Consider the following 15,960-nt stretch of genomic DNA (forward strand, 5'->3'; position numbering starts at 1 on the left):
ACTCTTCAAGTGGATCAGCGCAGGCTGCGATCGAGACTTTCGAAAATGCTGCGCATATCCATGCGCATATCCGCCCAGAACGCGGGCGGGGAAAAACGCTGGAGTGAACTGCCACCGGGCCCGGCAAAGTTCTCACCAAACTCGCGGCGATCGCGGAACTCCAACACCACGTTGCCGCGACTGTCGTAGAGGGTCCCCGACAGAGTGCCGTAGGCAACACTTTCGGTGAATACCTGCCGCAAACGTGTCGTCTGCTCCAGTGGTGCGGGCAGCAGGAAGTCGTCCAGCGCGAGGCGCAACGTATAGTCTGCCGTGCGCGCGTCGGGGGTCAGGCGACCGCCCCGGCGGCCGAGGAAGCGCTCGGCAAAGGCCTCTTCCACGATGCCCTGGAGCCGCGCACGGTCACTGGCATCAAGTTCACGGTTGCGCCACCCCAGGGGCTGAATTGAGCCGGGGGACTGCCGGCGATAGCGAATTTCCAGAGGCGCTACGTGAACCTTGGCACCGCTCAGATCGAGGGCAAAAACTGCACTGACCTGGTCCAGACGGCTGGAGCGCGGCTGCAATCCCCCAGTGCGCCCCCCTCCATCACCGATCATCGTAAAGTGGGCGGACGAGGCGGCCGCGACATCCGGACGGTCCGCTGGAGCAGAGGCACAGCCGCCAAGCAATGCCAGTATCAATACCGCAGCACCAAAGGGCAGCGAAAACGTTGGGTACACGACTCTCATTCCTTCACTGCAACAACTAGCAGCATTGTAGGGCGGGAAACACCGATCCCCAGATAGGGCGGTCAGGGGTGCATTGCCGGGGAGAAGAGTAGGAAGGGGGGAAGGTGGCAGAGAGCGATCAATAACCACCAGAGGTCAGGTCGACACTGTATTCCGACACCAGAACGCGTTCGACCCCGGTCTCATAAGTGCCATCCTCGAAAAGGTCCAACCAGCGGTAACCGGGCATCTCCTCGTCGACCGAGAACGGGCCGCTGCCAGGGGTGAACTGCACCGAGGTGGAAGGGGTTGCGTGAAGGCCGATGTGACCGAGGTGGCTGTCGAATTGCTGGTGCACGTGGCCCCACAACAGGGCGCGCACCTGGGGTGCTGCGCTGACGACCGTCAGGAAGCGCTCGTGCCCCTCGCGCAGCATGTGACCATCGATCCAGTCGCTACCCACCGGTACCGGCTGGTGGTGCATCAGGATCAGAACTGGCCGCTCCGGCTCGCGCTGCAATGACGCCTCAAGGCGGTGCAGCTGGGTCTCTGACAGACCACCGCAAATCTGGTTTTCCACGCTGGTATCCAGCAGCAGCAGTCGCCAGTGCCCGAGTGCCAATTCCTCGACAAAGCGACCGGGCGCCAGTTGCATCATCCGCTGCACTGAGTCGTGGTTGCCGGGCAGCCAGTACCAGGGCTTGTGTACCGACTGCATTCTTTTCAGAAAGCGTCCATAGGCAGCCTCGGAGCCGTTGGCGGTGATATCGCCCGTTGCCACGAGAAGGTCGGCATTCCCCTGGTCACGCGCGATTCTGGCCAGAACCTCATCCAGGGTGCGGCCTGTGTCCAACCCCAGCAACTGATAGTTCGGCCGACCGCCAATGTGGGGGTCGGTGAACTGCACCAGTCGATGTACACGGCCTTTAGACTCTTCGCTCACTTGCTTTACTCGTTGTTCAGATCCATCTGATGCCGCACCAGGCGGCAGGACGGAGGGCTATGAATCACCTCTCCTCCAGCGGCGACAGTATTTCCTTTACAGCCGCCAGCCATCCAATATCAATTCGAATTCTGTGCGACCATTTGCCAGGCAATGCCCGAGCCACTCGCCCAAAAAGCGGTTGGCCTGCTGTCGCTCGTCCGCGCCTCCCATTCGCGCGTTTTTCCCATTGTGTCCTTTGCGTTCCTGGTCCTGCGCTGCCGCGGCCGGCTCGGGGAGCGGCCCGCGACCATCCACCGCCACCACCTCTGCCATACGGGCATCGTGGTACAGGCGCACTGTCAGCGTTGGAGGCGCCAGCCAGTGCTTCTCATCGGGGCTGGCCGTCGCACTCAGGCTCACTTCTGTGGTGTAGCGCGAGCGCTCCAAAACCGTTAACTCCAGCGCGCCATGGGGCATCTGGTAACGCCAGTGGCCGCGGCTGGACAGCTCTGGCAACAGCTTGCACAGGCGCAGATAGTTCGCATCGCAATCGGCATGGTACGCCGGCAGATCAACCTTATAGGCTGTCTTTTCGCGACTTTTGCGTACCAAGTTGTCGACTTTGCGCTCAATCGTCGCCAGGTTTTTCCGTGGGGTCATTATCGACACTCCGGTCGGCTTGCCGCCGTGATTCAGATCTCAGTTTATGTGCGCCGGGCTGCGTTTCAGCGCGGCCAGATATCGCTTCACCCCGCAGCGCGCAACTCCTCACGGTGGCGCCGCAGCCACTGCAGCGAGATGATACTGGCGGCGTTGTCGATGGGCGTCCCATCCGGGTCACCCCCCTCGAGCGCTGCCAACACCTGCTCACAGGGCAATACCCGCAGGCGGATATCTTCGTGTTCATCGGAAACACCGAAATGGCCACCCGCCTCGCTTAAATCAACAAGCGCACAAAAAAGGTGCATTCGCTCGCTGCTGCCACCGGGGCTGGGCAGGTAACTGCGGATATAGCGCAGCGCTCCCACCTTCAGACCGGCCTCCTCGAGCACCTCCCGACGGGCCACTTCCTCGAGCGTTTCGCCTTCCTCAACCATACCCGCCACCACTTCAAGGCACCAGGGCCCGCCGGCGCGATCCAGAGCACCGATTCGAAACTGCTCGGTCAGAGCAACCTGGTCTCGTCCGGGATCGTATAGCAGCACCCCCACCGCGGGGTCACGCACGAACAGCTCCCGCTGCATCTCTCCGCTCCAGCCACCGCGAAAGAGACGGTGCCTGAGCGTGAGTCGCAGCATGGTGAAAAAACCCTTGAACACCGCCTCCCGCTCCAGCACTTCGACTGCTTCGCGCGAGAATGGCGGATTGAGGTCAATCGGCTCGTTCTGCTGCTCTTGCTCGATATCCCGAGGCATGGTTTTACATCCGTTGCTGACGTTCTGGTTATTGGATTCTGCGATTCAGTAGGGCGGGAAACGATTCAGTAGCCGGGCTGCCTCGTTGTGCAAGCGCTGCTGCTGATCCTCCGGGCTGCGCGCTCCCATGGCGCCGGACGGAATGCTGCCACGCCAGAGTGGTGCCTGATCCGGGGTCAGCGCATCGATGACGAAGTAAACCTGGCGGTACTGGCGCACATTGAGTGGCACCTGCCAGCCGAAACCCCAGGGACCGTGACCACCGTATATGCCGAAGCGGTCCTCATAGACAGCCACCCGCTCGGCGCCCTGCAACTGGACACGCACGAGGAAATCCGCATCGCCGGCGCTGGCGGCGGGACGATAGCGTAACCGCAGCTGTCCCTCCACCGCTTGGCGGGCCCGCTTCAGCTCCAGCGGGGCAACCGGACCGGTACCCAGTGGATCCAGCAGGAAATAGGTCTGCAGGCGGGAGAAGTCCGCCTGCGGATCGTAGTCTACCGCCACCGGTGGTGCCGTGGCGCAGCCGACCATCCACAGGCAAGCCGCGATCAGAGCGGCCCGCATAGCGCCCATGCTGTAATGGCGCGATACGGCGTTAGCGGGGAATCGAAAAAGCATACGGATCTCCGGGGCACACTTCAGCTTCAGGAGTTCCGGCATCCCTGTCCGGGGTAATGGCGCATTGTCCGGCTTTACGTAGCGGCAAGCAAAACAGACCGGGTCAATAGGCGGGCGGCAGGTCCCGTAACAGCTCTTGCACCGCGGTGTTGAGGACCCGACGTCGCTCTTCGCGATTCTCCGGACGCGCCAGTAACTTGGTGGCGTTGCCGCCCCAGATCACACGCCCACCGGGCCGACCGAGGCCGAGCGTCAACGTGACACGTGGCGCACCGGTCTGGCTTGGCAGTTCCACCACGCCACGCTGCGCGTTGGAGTCGAACTGGGCGTCCCAGCTCGAGTTCTCAGTATCGCTGGCAAATTCCTCCTCCACGATGGCGACCTGGTAATCCATCACCATATCGGCAGTGGTCGGATCCTCCACCAGCCGGTAGCCGCGGGACTGCATCAGCCCTGCCACGGTGGCACGCAAATCCTCATCCAGCTCTACCAGCTGTGCCGCAGCTCCCTGCGTTTCACCGAGAGAGGACTGACCCCAGGCATAGGTCGAAAAGGCCACCGGCGCCTCAGCGGGCTGTACGCGCTCGACGTTGAGGGTTTCGCAGGCCATCAGTGCCACTGCACCCAGTGCCAGGACCGTCAGCCGGCCGAGGGTTCCAAATTGCATAACGCTCTCCCTGTTATTCCTTGTAGCCATAACCTGACGACCTCAGCGATATCGCAGTCTCATTTGGTCGGCTCTTCGCTGGCATATATTTCTATTTTAGGACGCCAGCCCAGCCATTCGGGCTCCGGCTCCGGATAAAGTGGGTAATGACTGCCACTCTCCACTTCCCGCCCCATCGCCGGTCGTTCCGGGGTCGCAAAGGCGATTCCCCCATCGAGTAGCGCCCTGGCGGACTCGGTATGGACTGTGAGTCCGGTGCGCAGGCCAAAGTTCACGTCAATGCCGCTGGCGCTCCAGAAAACCGTGCCTTCGCGCACCAGAGTCTGGTAACGGGGCTCGATGTGCACGTAGATGTAGACACGATCCGCCAATTCGCCGAGCGCATAGCCAATGACCTTTCCCACCTGCACCTGGCGATAGTAGACAGGACTGCCCGCTTTCAGCGAACCGCGCCGCGGGGCGTTGAGAATGACGGTCAGCCCCGGGCTCATCAGGCTCTCCGCCAGATCCTGGCGCGGCGGCTGTAATTCCGCAGTAAACGCCATCTGCGGCGCACCGTTACCCGGTTCCAATGACAGGTAGCGGCCGGTGATCAGCGTGTCCACATTGGCGACATTTTCCAAGCCGATTTCGGGACCCACGACCCAGATACGGGTTCCTTCCCGGGCGAACTGCTCCGCGCGGTGAAACAGTGTCGCCCGCGCCTGCACGGTGGTGAGATCCGGCCCCAGCCGCAACCGCCGCACCTCTCCCACCTGGATACCACGGAAACGTATGGCCGCACCCTCCTTGATACCCTCGGCGGAGGGCAGGTCGATGGTGATATCCAGCCCCTCTTCAAATGCGTCCTCACGGCTCGGGTAGAGAGGGAAGGAATCCCCGTTTTGTGCCGGCGCAGCATTCTCGCGGGCGCTACGACTGCTGCCGAAAGCGAGACCTCCCCTTACCAGCGAGAGCAGTGAATCCGCCTCAACCTCGAGGCCCGTGAAACTGGCGCTGGCGCGCAGGCCGCTGACATTCCAGAAGCGGGTGCGCTTGTGCACCAGGTGCGCATAGCGAGGCTGAATCACCACGAAAACCGTTACCCCGGAGCCGTCGCTATTGAGTTCCATCCCCTGCACACGCCCGACTTCGATACGGCGAAAATACACTGACGCGCCTCGCTGCAGCGAGCCGGTATTGCGGGCGTTGAGCTTCAGATGCAATCCCGGCACGCGCGGGTCTCTCTGCGGCGCCTCGGAAAATGCGGGGAACTCCCGCACCGAGCGCTGCCCACGGCGCAGGTCCACCTCGATACGGTTCCCCTCCAGCAGCTGACTGAGACCGGAGGAGATATCAATGGTTGGGTTGGCCATCCAGAAACGCGTGTTTTCGGTGAGCAGGTCATCGGTGATCGGGTCCATCAAGACATCGACCGCCATGCCATTGAGGGAGGAACTGGCCTTGGTGTCGCTGACTTCACCCACCTTGATACCCTGATACACCACCGGTGTGCTGCCGGGCGTGACATTGACGCCGCGATCGAAATTGAGGGTGATGGGGATACCCGCATCCGCATCCGCAAAGCTGTTGTACAGCGGGAATTCCTGGCCATTTTTGGCCAGCGGCGATTGCAGGTGCTTCTCGGGGGTATAAAAACTGACCCCGCCCGCGAGCAGCGAAGCGATCGATTCGACATCCACTTTGACGCCACTGATGCCCCCCTCAATGGAAACACCGGAGCTATTCCAGAATCGGCTGCCGCGATGCACCAGGTGGGCATATTGCTTGCGGATAAAGAGCTCAATCTCCACCTCGGTATCGTTGTCCGAAAGGCGATAGCTCTCCACCTCACCCACCTCCAACTGGCGGTAGTACACCGGTGAACCCCGGTTCAGGGAACCGAGTCGCGGTGCCCGCACCAGCACACGCAAGCCCTCCCCCGAAACCTGTGCCGGAGGCTGCGCCAGTGCCACGAACTCCCGCTGCGGTGGACCACTGCCGGGCTCCACGGCGATATAGTTGCCGGAAACCAGCGTCTCAAGCCCGCGGATTCCCGTCACCGAGACCTCCGGCTTGACCAGCCAGAAACGGCTGCCCTTTACCAACAGAAATTCCGCACTGGGATTGAACTCCACTTCCGCGAGCACGCCGTCGGCACCGTCGAGCTCCTCGGCGCCTGGCACCAGCCGGAAGTCCCCCACCCGGCCAATATCGACACCGGAGTACTTCACCACTGTCTTGCCCTGAACCAGTCCCTCGCCGGAGGGGAACAGAATCTCGGCACGGATATCACCCTGGGTGACATCCCGGTACAGGAGCCAGACCGCGATGATCGCTGCCACCAACGGCAACAGCCACACCAGCGGCAGGCCGCGACTGCGTTTGAGCTCCGCCTCGGGGATCTGCGACTCAGCCATCGCTGCCCTCCCCGTCCGCGGACTCACGTGCTGCCGATACGGCCGCCCGGCACTGCCGTGCGTCCCATAACAGTCGCGGGTCGAAAGTCCGCACCGCCAGCATGGTCACCACCACCACGGTGGCAAAGGCGGTGCTGCCGGGACCGGCGCGCACCTCGGCGATGGCGCCCATGTTTACCAGCGCCACCAGGATGGAAATCATGAACAGGTCCAGCAGTGACCAGCGCCCGATGGCCGCCACCACCCGATACACACGCATACTCTGCATCGGATTCCGCGGCGCGCGCCACTGTACCTGCAGCAGCAGGACCACCAGCCCCACCAATTTCATCACCGGTACCGCGATACTGGCGATAAAGACGATCAGGGCGATGCCCCACAGGCCGTTGCGGTAGAGCTCCAGGGTGCCACCGATGATGGTGCTCGGCTCCCCGGACCCCAGGTAGATCACCGTCATCACCGGCAGGATATTGGCGGGAACCAACAGGAAAGTGCCGGTGAGTACCAGCGCCCAGGTCAGCATGAGGCTGCGCTCGATGCGACCGTGTACAGTGGCACCACAGCGGCCACAGCGTCCCCGGGACTCACCGGCGGGCAGACGCATCAGCTGGTGGCAGCAGAGGCAGGTGCAGAGGCGGTGCGCGAGGGCGGTATCGAGGCGACTCACGGGGTCACCCCACCGGCATCGGTCACCGCGGCGGCGGCACGGCGACGGGCCATACGCCGCCAAACGGACTGCTGATCAAAAGACAGCAGCGTCAGATTAGAAAGCACCATGAGGCCCACAAAGCAATAGAGCCCGCTCTCCACCACCATTTTCCCCAGGCTCTGCATTTTGATCAGCGCTACCAGGACGCCGAGCATATAGACATCCAGCATCGCCCATTCCTTGATGTGCTGGTACCAGCGCACGGCGCGGGACACCGGGCGATCCAGAGCCCCCCACAGGCAGCCAAGACTGATAAAAGCAAGCAGCAGGAAACGGGTAAACGGCGCCACTACGCTGCAGAACAGCACCAGCGACGCCAGCCAGATATAGCCCGCCCCGAATAGTGAGAAAACGCCATTCAACAGCGTGTTTTCCGAACCAAAGGCGATGATGGAAAAATTCAGCAACGGCAGAGTCGCGGCGGGAATAAATAACAACAGGCCGCTGATACTCAGTGCCGCCGTATAGTGAATGCTGCGGGCGGGATTGCGGTGAATAACGGCGCTACAGCGGGGGCAGACCAGCTTACCTCCCGGCGGAGCGTTGTTGTTGCCGAGCAGCAGGTCGCACTCGTGGCAGGCTCGCTGCCAGCCACTGGCGGAATCGGTCGCACTCTGCTCCATCGGCGAAAAATTCCCATTTGATCGTTCGTGCATCCAAATGCCCGGCGGCGACGTCTATAGAGGACCACACGGCGCTTCAAGGCGCTGCCTGTGTCCCCGGCCGCCCCATGGTGAGTAACCGCACATTCGTGTCGGTTCAACGAAGATATACCAAAAAGGGGGCCCCGTCGCCTCGACGCCCCCACAGGTGGGGGGTACACTCTCGCGACTTGAAGGCCCGCTCGAGGGCCCGGCCAGTGGGGAGACTGGCAAGTTTGAGACCGCATCCACCACAGGAAGTAGAGTTCAATGAAAAGAATTGAGTCCAACCACAGGCGCCACAGCAGCGCCCGTCGCCCCCTGAAATCCCTGCTCGCGGCCGCGCTCTTCGGCCTTAGCGCCATGCAGGCCCAGGCCGACACCCTGTGGGAAATCTATCTGCAGGCACTGGACAACGACCCGCAACTGGCCGCCGACCGCGCCGCCTTCGAGGCTGGCCTCGAGGCCAAAAACCTGGGCCGCTCCGCGCTGCTGCCACAGATCAACGGCTCCGCCGAACACAGTAACACCAGCTCAAACTCCACCCAGTTTGACTACACGTTCGGCCCCAACGGCGTGATCGCCACACCGAACAGCCGCGATACCGATGTCGATGACGAAATCTATTCCGCACGGCTGGATCAGGCGATCTTCGACCTGCCCGCGTGGTTCGGCTACCAACAAGGCAAGTTTCAGAGTGAACAGGCTGCAGCGGAGTTCAGCGCCAACCAGCAGGAAATGATGCTGCGGGTGGCCACCACCTACTTCAATGTGCTGCGGGCCTACGATGTACTGGCAGCCGCCAAGGCGGAAGAAGAAGCACTGGCCAAGCAGCTGGAACAGACCCGCCAGCGTTTCGAGGTGGGCCTGACCGCGATCACCGACGTCTATGACAGCCAGGCGGCCTACGAAAATTCCGTCGCTCGCCGTCTGACTGCCGAAGATGCTCTGCTCAGCAACTTCGACGCGCTGTCGATTCTGACCGGCACCGAGCACGACCAGGTGGCGCCGCTCGAGGACGGCTTTACCGTCGCCCCGCCGGAGCCCGCCGAGCGCGCCGCATGGGTCGATTTTGCAATGCAGAACAACTTTGATCTGAAGGCCGCAAGTCTGGCTGCCGACGCCGCGCGCAGCAGTGCCCGCGCCGCTGCCGCCGAGCACCTGCCGACGGTTTACGGTTCCGTCAGCTACACAGACTTCAGCCGCGAGGGCGACACGTCCACCTCGATCCCCGGTGAGCCCACTATTGACCTGCCAATCGAAACCTCGACCGAGAGCACCGTCACCGCGCTGACCCTGAACGTGCCGATCTTCACCGGTGGCCGCCTGAGTGCCAGCCGACGTCAGGCCCGCGACCTGTCGTTCCAGGCCCAGGACCTGCGCAACCTGGTACAGCGCAACACCATTCAGGATACCCGCACCCTGCACCGCAACCTGGTCACCGACGTCTCCCGGGTAAGAGCGCGGGAGCAGGCGGTGATCTCCGCGCAGAGCGCCCTGGAGGCGAATCAGGCAGGCTACGAAGTGGGCACGCGGAATATCGTCGACGTGCTGCTGGCCCAGCGGACCCTGTTCCAGGCCAAGACCGATTACGCCAACGCCATCTATGACTATATCGATAACACCCTGCGCCTGAAGCGCGTGGCCGGCCTGCTGGCCCCCGCCGATCTACAGGAGCTGGAGGCGAAGCTGAACCCTGCCACCCCGGTTGTCCGGGTCGGCGAGACCGCTGCCACCTCAGCAGAGCCGACCAAGTAACGGTGGAGCTCGAAGCCGGCTGAAGTTGGGCTGGCATGCAAGAAACAAAAAGCGGGGCTCAAGCCCCGCTTTTTGTTTGCGCTGCGACCACTCCTGATCGTCAATCAGCTTTTCCACCCGCAGCCATCAGACCTGCGCCGCCAGCGACTCAATCTCGTCCACCAGGCGCCCAAGCGCACCGGTATTGGCCTCAGCCACCAGGCGACCGGCTGCACCGTCCTCCCGGCGCTTGTCGGCATCTTCCAGCCACTCCGCGACGGCTTCGGCCATCTGCTCCGGCGACTCCACCACCCGCAGCGCCCCCGCATCGCGCAACAGCTCCGCCACGGTGCTGAAATTGTGCAGATGCGGACCGCAGACGATCGGCACCGCCCAGGCAGCCGGCTCAATCATGTTATGGCCACCCACAGGCACCAGGCTGCCGCCGACAAACGCAACATCACTGGCGCCATAAAAGCGCAACAGCTCCCCCATGGTATCCCCCAGCAATACCTGCTCCGAGGCGTCCACGTAACCGCCGTCGCTACGGCGACGACAGTGCAGGCCCCGCTCCCGACACAGGCGCGCCACACTGTCGAAACGCTGTGGGTGGCGCGGGACCAGTACCAGCAGCAGGTCAGGGAACTGCTCACGCAGGCGGGAGAAGGCTTCGAGCACCAACTCATCCTCCCCTTCGTGGGTACTGGCAGCCAGCCACACCGGGCGATCACTGCCACCCCGCCACTGGTGGCCGATGGCCTGGGCTTCACTGGAGAGCCCCAGATCGATGGTGAGATCGAATTTGATATTGCCGCTGGTGAGCAGGCGCTCCGGAGGAAGTCCGAGGCGCACAAAGCGCTCGGCATCAGCCGGGTACTGCGCCACAACCCGAGACAACCGGTTCAGCATGTTTTGGGTCAGTGTCGCGAAGCGCCCGTAGCCCTGTGCCGACTTCTCACTCAGGCGCGCATTAGCCAGTAATACGGGGGTCTCGCGTTTTTTACAGAGGCGCAATAGATTCGGCCACAGCTCGGTCTCAATAATGATCAACAACTTGGGGCGCAGGCTATCCAGGAAAGGCTTCAGGCACTCGGGTAGGTCGTAGGGGAGGTAATAATGCAACAGACGCCCACCGAGCTTTTCCGCCAGCGCCGCCTGAACGCGCTCAGACCCTGTGGGCGTGGTGGTGGTGACCAGCCATTGCCAGTCCTGATGGCGGGCGGCCAGCGTCTCAATCACCGGCACAGCCGCGAGGGTTTCCCCAACGGAAACCGAGTGTACCCAGATGAGCGGTTTGTGACTGGCGCGTGCCGGGACCTTGCCCAGACGCTCACGCCAGCGACGCCGGTAGGCGGGCAGGGAGCGCCCCCGCCACCAGAGGCGTAACAGGATGATCGGCAGGGCGAGGCGCAGAAGCCAAGTATAGAGAAACTGCATGCAGGCGTCGTGTACTTAGTTGAAAGTGCGCAAAGGGCGGCATTCTAACCGCCCGCGACCGGGGCGTCGCCTGTGTTGGCCCAAGACAGAATACGCAGCTCGAGGATAGCCCAGCGGCAGGACTCAGGAGTGGGCGCGGCGGTAAAACTGCGACTCTGCGCCGAATACCCCGCCCGCCATGCCGGCAGACCGGCAGACACGTAACCACGCGCGCTCACGCTGGCGGCGCACGGTCATGCTCAGCGCACAAACCAGGGAGGCGGTGAGCAGCTGCAGCAGCGCCGACGCGAGCACATCCACGCGGCTGCGCCCGGTGATCAGCTTCTGGTGGGCCTGGGTGATGCCCACAGAGTACTTGCGACGGGACAGCCAGCGAAGGTTGGCGCGGTCCTCGGGGATATCCTCGTAGACCACCGCCTCGGCGCAGTGGAAAATCGCCATCCCACGCTGCGACGCCGCCGTGAAGAACATCACGTCCTCGCCACCGGCGAAGGGGCGCGATTCATCAAACCGCAACCCCAGCTCGCGCACCTCACCCAGGGGAATCAACACGTTATTGGTGGCGCAATAGGGAAGCCGCTCACCGGTGCGGCGGCGTTTGCGGGAAAAGAACATGTTGTAGTAATCCGGCGAGGATGCCGGCAGCAGACTGATCACGCTACCGCAGACCACCGCCCTGCCGCCCGCATCCCGCGCGAAGCTGTATAGCTTCTGCAGCCAGTCAGCGGCCACCCATTCGTCATCATCGATGAACACCAGGTAATCGGCGCCCTTGGCCTGCGCCTCGTCGAGGCAGCGGTTGCGAGCAAAGGGGATACCGCGACGCGACTCTGCCGCGTAGTGAATGGGCAGCGGATAACTGCCCTGCAGACTGCGGATCACAGGCTGTGCGCTCTCCTCGGGATCGTTGTCTACCACCGTCACGGAAACGCGCACGGTATCCGGTAGTTCAACCTGGGAGAGACTTTCCAGGGCACGGCGAAGCAGCTCGGGCCTCCGGCAAGTGCAAATACAAATGTCCAGCAGTGGTCGCAACGTCAACTCCAGTTACCAGCCAACTCCCGGGGAATGCCTGCCGGGTGAGAGTTTTGGCAGCCTATACCCCATCGACGGGGATGTCTATAATACGCGGCTTTCACTACTTTGCTTCGCCGTGCGAGACAAAACGCAACGATTCCCGTTGCTATCGTTGCGCGAAGCCCCGGGCATCTGATTCAAATCAGGCGCCCCGGCCAAGGTATGGCTAATGTGAGGCCCCGATGAAAGTCATGCAGTTGCTGCCAGCGCTGAATTCCGGCGGCGTCGAGCGCGGCACTCTCGACCTTGCCCGCGCGCTGGTAGCGGCGGGGCACGACTCTATCGTTGTCTCCAATGGCGGCAGGATGGTGGAACAGCTGGAGCTTGAGGGCTCACGCCACCTCTCCATGCCGATCCATCGCAAGTCCCTGTTCAGCCTGCGTCAGGTGCGCCCGCTGCGCGAGCTCATTCGTGCCGAGCAACCGGACATTCTGCACGTGCGCTCCCGCGTACCGGCGTGGCTCACCTATTTTGCGTGGAAAAAACTGGATTCCAGCAATCGACCGCGACTGGTAAGCACGGCACACGGTCTCTATTCGATCAATCGCTACAGCGCCATTATGGCCAGCAGCGAGCAGGTTATCGCCATTTCCCGCTGCGTCCGTGACTACCTCACCACCAACTACAGCAGGTATCTGCAGCGCCCACCGGAGATCATCTACCGCGGCGTGGACACCACCGAATTTCTTCCAGGCCTGACGCCACCCGAGGGCTGGCGTGAATCCGTAGAGTCCGAGTTTCCTGAGCTTCGCGATAAACGCTGGCTGTTACTGCCCGGCCGCCTGACCCGCTGGAAGGGCCAGGAGGATTTCCTCCGCTTGCTGGCGAATCTCGACCGCGAGGATTTGCACGGGGTGGTGCTCGGCGGTGCCGAGCCAAACAAGGAACACTACGCTCAGGAGCTGCAACAGCGAGCGGCGGAGCTGGGCCTGCAGACACGCGTTTCTTTCGTGGGCCAGCGCAGTGACATTCGGTATTGGTACGGCGCCTCGGCTCTGGTCTACAACCTGTCGAAGCGCCCGGAACCCTTTGGCCGCACGGTGATTGAGGCTGCGGCGATCGGCACGCCCGTGATCGGCTATGACATCGGCGGCCCGGCAGAATCCCTGCAGGCCTGCTTCCCCGAAGGCCTGGTGCCCGATGGAGATATCGCGGGACTCAAAGACAAAACCCTTGAGCTGCTGGACAGCGAGGTCCGTCCGGTGCTGCAAAGGGAGTTCACGCTTGAGGCCCAGGCCGAACGAACCATGGGGTTGTACGAGCAATTGCTGGCAGAGAGACAGGGGGCAGACTCGTGATCAACCTCACCGGCCTGTCCCCCTTTGCCAGTGGCGGCAACCGTCATTGTTACCGGCACCCGCAGGACGCCGAAAAGTGCGTCAAGGTGATGCGCACCGGCCGCGTCGAAGAGCTGCGACGCCGCGCCCCCTGGTACAAGCGGATCGCGGGCGACGACCGCTTTGACGACAATCTGCGCGAACTGGCCGGCTACCGGCAGCGAGCGCTGCGCGATGCCGGGGACAGCAGCTCAGCGTGGCGGCACCTGGCCCGCTGGTATGGCATTGAGGAGACCTCCGAGGGGCCGGGCGCAGTGACGCAGCTGATTGTCGACGAGCGAGGGGAGCCGGCGGTCACCCTGGAACGTTACCTTCAGCAGCATGGCCTGGACGAAAGCATCGAGGGAGCACTGCAACGCTTTGCCCAGTGGCTTCGGGAAACCGGCATCCTGACCAAGAACATCCTCCCCCACAACCTGGTGATCCGGCACGAGAACGGTCGCCCGGAACTCTACCTGATTGACGGTATCGGGTGCGCCGCCTTCCTGCCGATGGCGGAATTCTTCTCCAGCTCTCGCAAAAGCTATATTCAGAGACGGATCGATCGCATGTGGCGGCGTATCCGCTGGGAGCTCTCCGATCGCAACATCACCTGGAAAGAGGCTGAGCGCAAAAGCCAGTAAGGCTCTCGCGGATCCATCCAGCGCTATCGTGAATGGGCACCCTGGCCCGCCACCCTCCCCGTCCATATCCACACGCCCAGCAACCTGAGAAATGGCCCCGATCTCCGGCGACGTCCATACTGAACAGTCGAGAAATGGCACGGTAGGAGTACTACGCTGAAGCCATCTTTTAGTGCGCTCCAACCGAATGGAAAGGGCTTTCCACGATCATGATTTTGCCCGTGATAATGGCTGGCGGCTCAGGCTCTCGACTGTGGCCACTCTCCCGCCAGCTTTACCCAAAGCAATTCCTCTCTCTGTGCGGCGACCAGACCATGTTGCAGCAGACCTGTAGCCGGCTGGCCGGCCTGCAGCACCTGCCACCCCTGCTCGTCTGCGGCGAAGAGCACCGCTTTACCGTGGCCGAGCAGCTGCGCGTGGCTCAGCAAAACCACAGTGGCATTATTTTGGAACCGGCCGGCCGTAACACCGCGCCGGCAGTGGCCCTGGCCGCACTGCACAGCCTCGCCTCCGGCGAGGGAGATCCACTGCTGCTGGTGCTCGCCGCCGACCATGTCATCCGCGACGCGGCTGCTTTCAGACAAGCAGTCGTCGAGGCCAGCAACTTTGCCGAGGAGGGTGCACTCGTCACCTTCGGCATTGTCCCCACAGAGCCTGAAACCGGCTACGGCTATATCCACCGGGGAGCGCAACGAAGCAGCGGCTCTCACTCCGCCTTCACGGTGGACAGATTTGTGGAAAAGCCCGACCGGGCCACCGCAGAGAAATATCTGCAAAGCCAGGAATACCTCTGGAACAGCGGCATGTTTCTGTTTCGCGCCAGTCGCTATATCGAGGAGCTCGGCAGGCACAGACCAGATATATTGAGCGCCTGCGAGCGCGCCCTGGCCGGGGCGAGCCTGGACGTGGACTTTATTCGACCCGAGCAAAATGCATTTCTTGAATGCCCGGAAGACTCGATCGACTACGCCGTGATGGAGAAAACCCATGACGCGGTCGTGATTCCCCTGGACTGCGGCTGGAGTGATCTGGGCTCCTGGTCGGCTTTGTGGGAAATTTCCGACAAAGATGCCCACGGCAATACCGCCAGCGGCGATGTCATCCTCCACGACAGTCGCAACTGCTATGTACAGAGCGACAGCAAGCTCATTGCCCTGATCGGGCTCGACAATCTGGTGGTGGTCGAAAGCGACGACGCCATCATGGTTGCGGCCAAGCATCGCGTGCAGGAAGTAAAAAAAATCGTGGAACTGCTGAAGGCGGAAAACCGGCCGGAAGCCATGGTGCACCGCAAGGTGTACCGGCCCTGGGGTTTCTATGACTCGGTGGACGCAGGGGAGCGTTTTCAGGTCAAAAGGATCGTGGTCAATCCCGGCGCCCAGTTGAGCCTGCAGATGCACCACCACCGGGCCGAGCACTGGGTGGTTGTCTCCGGGACCGCCCGGGTCACCTGCGGCGACAAGCAGATGCTTCTCAGCGAGAATCAATCCACCTACATCCCGCTCGGCATCAAACACCGACTGGAGAATCCGGGCACGATTCCCCTTGAACTGATTGAGGTGCAGTCCGGCTCCTATCTCGGTGAGGACGATATTGTGCGCTTCGAGGACAGGTACTCCCGCTCCTGAGCCGTCACCCTCCTCCCAGGCTCGGGCCGTCGAT

General features: G+C 62.4%; 15 protein-coding genes. 4 read left to right on the forward strand and 11 right to left on the reverse strand.

The genetic code is table 11. The features are described 5' to 3' along the window. Nucleotides 1-14: 14 nt before the first annotated feature. From AUP74_RS02145 to AUP74_RS02185, 9 genes are all read right to left on the reverse strand, one after another. Nucleotides 15-722, reverse strand: coding sequence for a hypothetical protein (locus AUP74_RS02145; RefSeq protein ID WP_069946114.1), 708 nt, complete (start codon nt 720-722; stop codon nt 15-17). 127 nt (nt 723-849) lie between these two features. Further along, nucleotides 850-1,653 carry a 3',5'-cyclic-AMP phosphodiesterase gene (cpdA, locus tag AUP74_RS02150; protein WP_069946115.1) on the reverse strand — a complete coding sequence of 268 codons (804 nt, stop codon included), beginning with the start codon at nt 1,651-1,653 and terminating at the stop codon, nt 850-852. A 96-nt stretch (nt 1,654-1,749) separates the two neighbouring features. Next, a complete protein-coding gene (locus AUP74_RS02155; RefSeq protein ID WP_069946116.1) occupies nt 1,750-2,295 on the reverse strand; it encodes a DUF1249 domain-containing protein in 546 nt (181 codons plus the stop codon). Between the two features lie 86 nt (nt 2,296-2,381). After that, nucleotides 2,382-3,050, reverse strand: coding sequence for an NUDIX domain-containing protein (locus AUP74_RS02160; RefSeq protein WP_069946117.1), 669 nt, complete (start codon nt 3,048-3,050; stop codon nt 2,382-2,384). 45 nt (nt 3,051-3,095) lie between these two features. Beyond that, a complete protein-coding gene (locus AUP74_RS02165; protein WP_158514525.1) occupies nt 3,096-3,671 on the reverse strand; it encodes a DUF4136 domain-containing protein in 576 nt (191 codons plus the stop codon). Between the two features lie 103 nt (nt 3,672-3,774). Next, entirely contained in the window at nt 3,775-4,338 is a 564-nt protein-coding gene (locus AUP74_RS02170) for a DUF4136 domain-containing protein (RefSeq protein WP_069946119.1), read from the reverse strand. A 59-nt stretch (nt 4,339-4,397) separates the two neighbouring features. Next, nucleotides 4,398-6,737, reverse strand: coding sequence for a PqiB family protein (locus AUP74_RS02175; protein ID WP_069946120.1), 2,340 nt, complete (start codon nt 6,735-6,737; stop codon nt 4,398-4,400). Then, on the reverse strand, nt 6,730-7,404 hold the full coding sequence (locus AUP74_RS02180; protein ID WP_226999866.1) for a paraquat-inducible protein A: 675 nt from the start codon (nt 7,402-7,404) through the stop codon (nt 6,730-6,732). Before AUP74_RS02180 ends, AUP74_RS02175 begins: the two co-directional genes overlap by 8 nt. After that, entirely contained in the window at nt 7,401-8,069 is a 669-nt protein-coding gene (locus AUP74_RS02185; RefSeq protein WP_069946121.1) for a paraquat-inducible protein A, read from the reverse strand. Before AUP74_RS02185 ends, AUP74_RS02180 begins: the two co-directional genes overlap by 4 nt. Before the next feature lie 288 nt (nt 8,070-8,357). On the opposite strand from AUP74_RS02185, the gene AUP74_RS02190 reads away from it, so the two are divergent. After that, nucleotides 8,358-9,845, forward strand: a complete 1,488-nt coding sequence (locus AUP74_RS02190) for a TolC family outer membrane protein (RefSeq protein WP_069946122.1) — start codon at nt 8,358-8,360, stop codon at nt 9,843-9,845. A gap of 126 nt (nt 9,846-9,971) precedes the next feature. On the opposite strand, the gene waaA is transcribed toward AUP74_RS02190, so the two are convergent. Then, the gene (waaA, locus tag AUP74_RS02195) at nt 9,972-11,261 is read right to left on the reverse strand and encodes a lipid IV(A) 3-deoxy-D-manno-octulosonic acid transferase (RefSeq protein ID WP_069946123.1); all 1,290 of its coding nucleotides are present in this window, start codon (nt 11,259-11,261) and stop codon (nt 9,972-9,974) included. A 123-nt stretch (nt 11,262-11,384) separates the two neighbouring features. Continuing rightward, complete coding sequence (locus AUP74_RS02200; protein WP_069946124.1) at nt 11,385-12,296, reverse strand: glycosyltransferase family 2 protein; 912 nt, start codon at nt 12,294-12,296, stop codon at nt 11,385-11,387. A gap of 224 nt (nt 12,297-12,520) precedes the next feature. On the opposite strand from AUP74_RS02200, the gene AUP74_RS02205 reads away from it, so the two are divergent. The 3 genes from AUP74_RS02205 to AUP74_RS02215 all read left to right on the forward strand — a co-directional run bounded on the left by AUP74_RS02205 (nt 12,521) and on the right by AUP74_RS02215 (nt 15,926). Then, nucleotides 12,521-13,636, forward strand: a complete 1,116-nt coding sequence (locus AUP74_RS02205; protein ID WP_069946125.1) for a glycosyltransferase family 4 protein — start codon at nt 12,521-12,523, stop codon at nt 13,634-13,636. Continuing rightward, a complete protein-coding gene (locus AUP74_RS02210; protein WP_069946126.1) occupies nt 13,633-14,298 on the forward strand; it encodes a YrbL family protein in 666 nt (221 codons plus the stop codon). The genes AUP74_RS02205 and AUP74_RS02210 overlap by 4 nt, the downstream gene beginning before the upstream one ends. A gap of 209 nt (nt 14,299-14,507) precedes the next feature. Beyond that, on the forward strand, nt 14,508-15,926 hold the full coding sequence (locus AUP74_RS02215) for a mannose-1-phosphate guanylyltransferase/mannose-6-phosphate isomerase (protein WP_069946127.1): 1,419 nt from the start codon (nt 14,508-14,510) through the stop codon (nt 15,924-15,926). The last annotated feature ends 34 nt before the right edge of the window (nt 15,927-15,960 follow it).

The sequence above is a fragment of the Microbulbifer aggregans genome (genome assembly GCF_001750105.1).
Taxonomy (GTDB): domain Bacteria; phylum Pseudomonadota; class Gammaproteobacteria; order Pseudomonadales; family Cellvibrionaceae; genus Microbulbifer; species Microbulbifer aggregans.

Coding starts and splice junctions, on each gene's coding strand:
- AUP74_RS02155 (WP_069946116.1), bottom strand. CDS start 2,295: ATGACCCCACGGAAAAACCTGGCGACGATTGAGCGCAAAGTCGACAAC.
- AUP74_RS02160 (WP_069946117.1), bottom strand. CDS start 3,050: ATGCCTCGGGATATCGAGCAAGAGCAGCAGAACGAGCCGATTGACCTC.
- AUP74_RS02165 (WP_158514525.1), bottom strand. CDS start 3,671: ATGCTTTTTCGATTCCCCGCTAACGCCGTATCGCGCCATTACAGCATG.
- AUP74_RS02170 (WP_069946119.1), bottom strand. CDS start 4,338: ATGCAATTTGGAACCCTCGGCCGGCTGACGGTCCTGGCACTGGGTGCA.
- AUP74_RS02175 (WP_069946120.1), bottom strand. CDS start 6,737: ATGGCTGAGTCGCAGATCCCCGAGGCGGAGCTCAAACGCAGTCGCGGC.
- AUP74_RS02185 (WP_069946121.1), bottom strand. CDS start 8,069: ATGGAGCAGAGTGCGACCGATTCCGCCAGTGGCTGGCAGCGAGCCTGC.
- AUP74_RS02190 (WP_069946122.1), top strand. CDS start 8,358: ATGAAAAGAATTGAGTCCAACCACAGGCGCCACAGCAGCGCCCGTCGC.
- waaA (WP_069946123.1), bottom strand. CDS start 11,261: ATGCAGTTTCTCTATACTTGGCTTCTGCGCCTCGCCCTGCCGATCATC.
- AUP74_RS02205 (WP_069946125.1), top strand. CDS start 12,521: ATGAAAGTCATGCAGTTGCTGCCAGCGCTGAATTCCGGCGGCGTCGAG.
- AUP74_RS02215 (WP_069946127.1), top strand. CDS start 14,508: ATGATTTTGCCCGTGATAATGGCTGGCGGCTCAGGCTCTCGACTGTGG.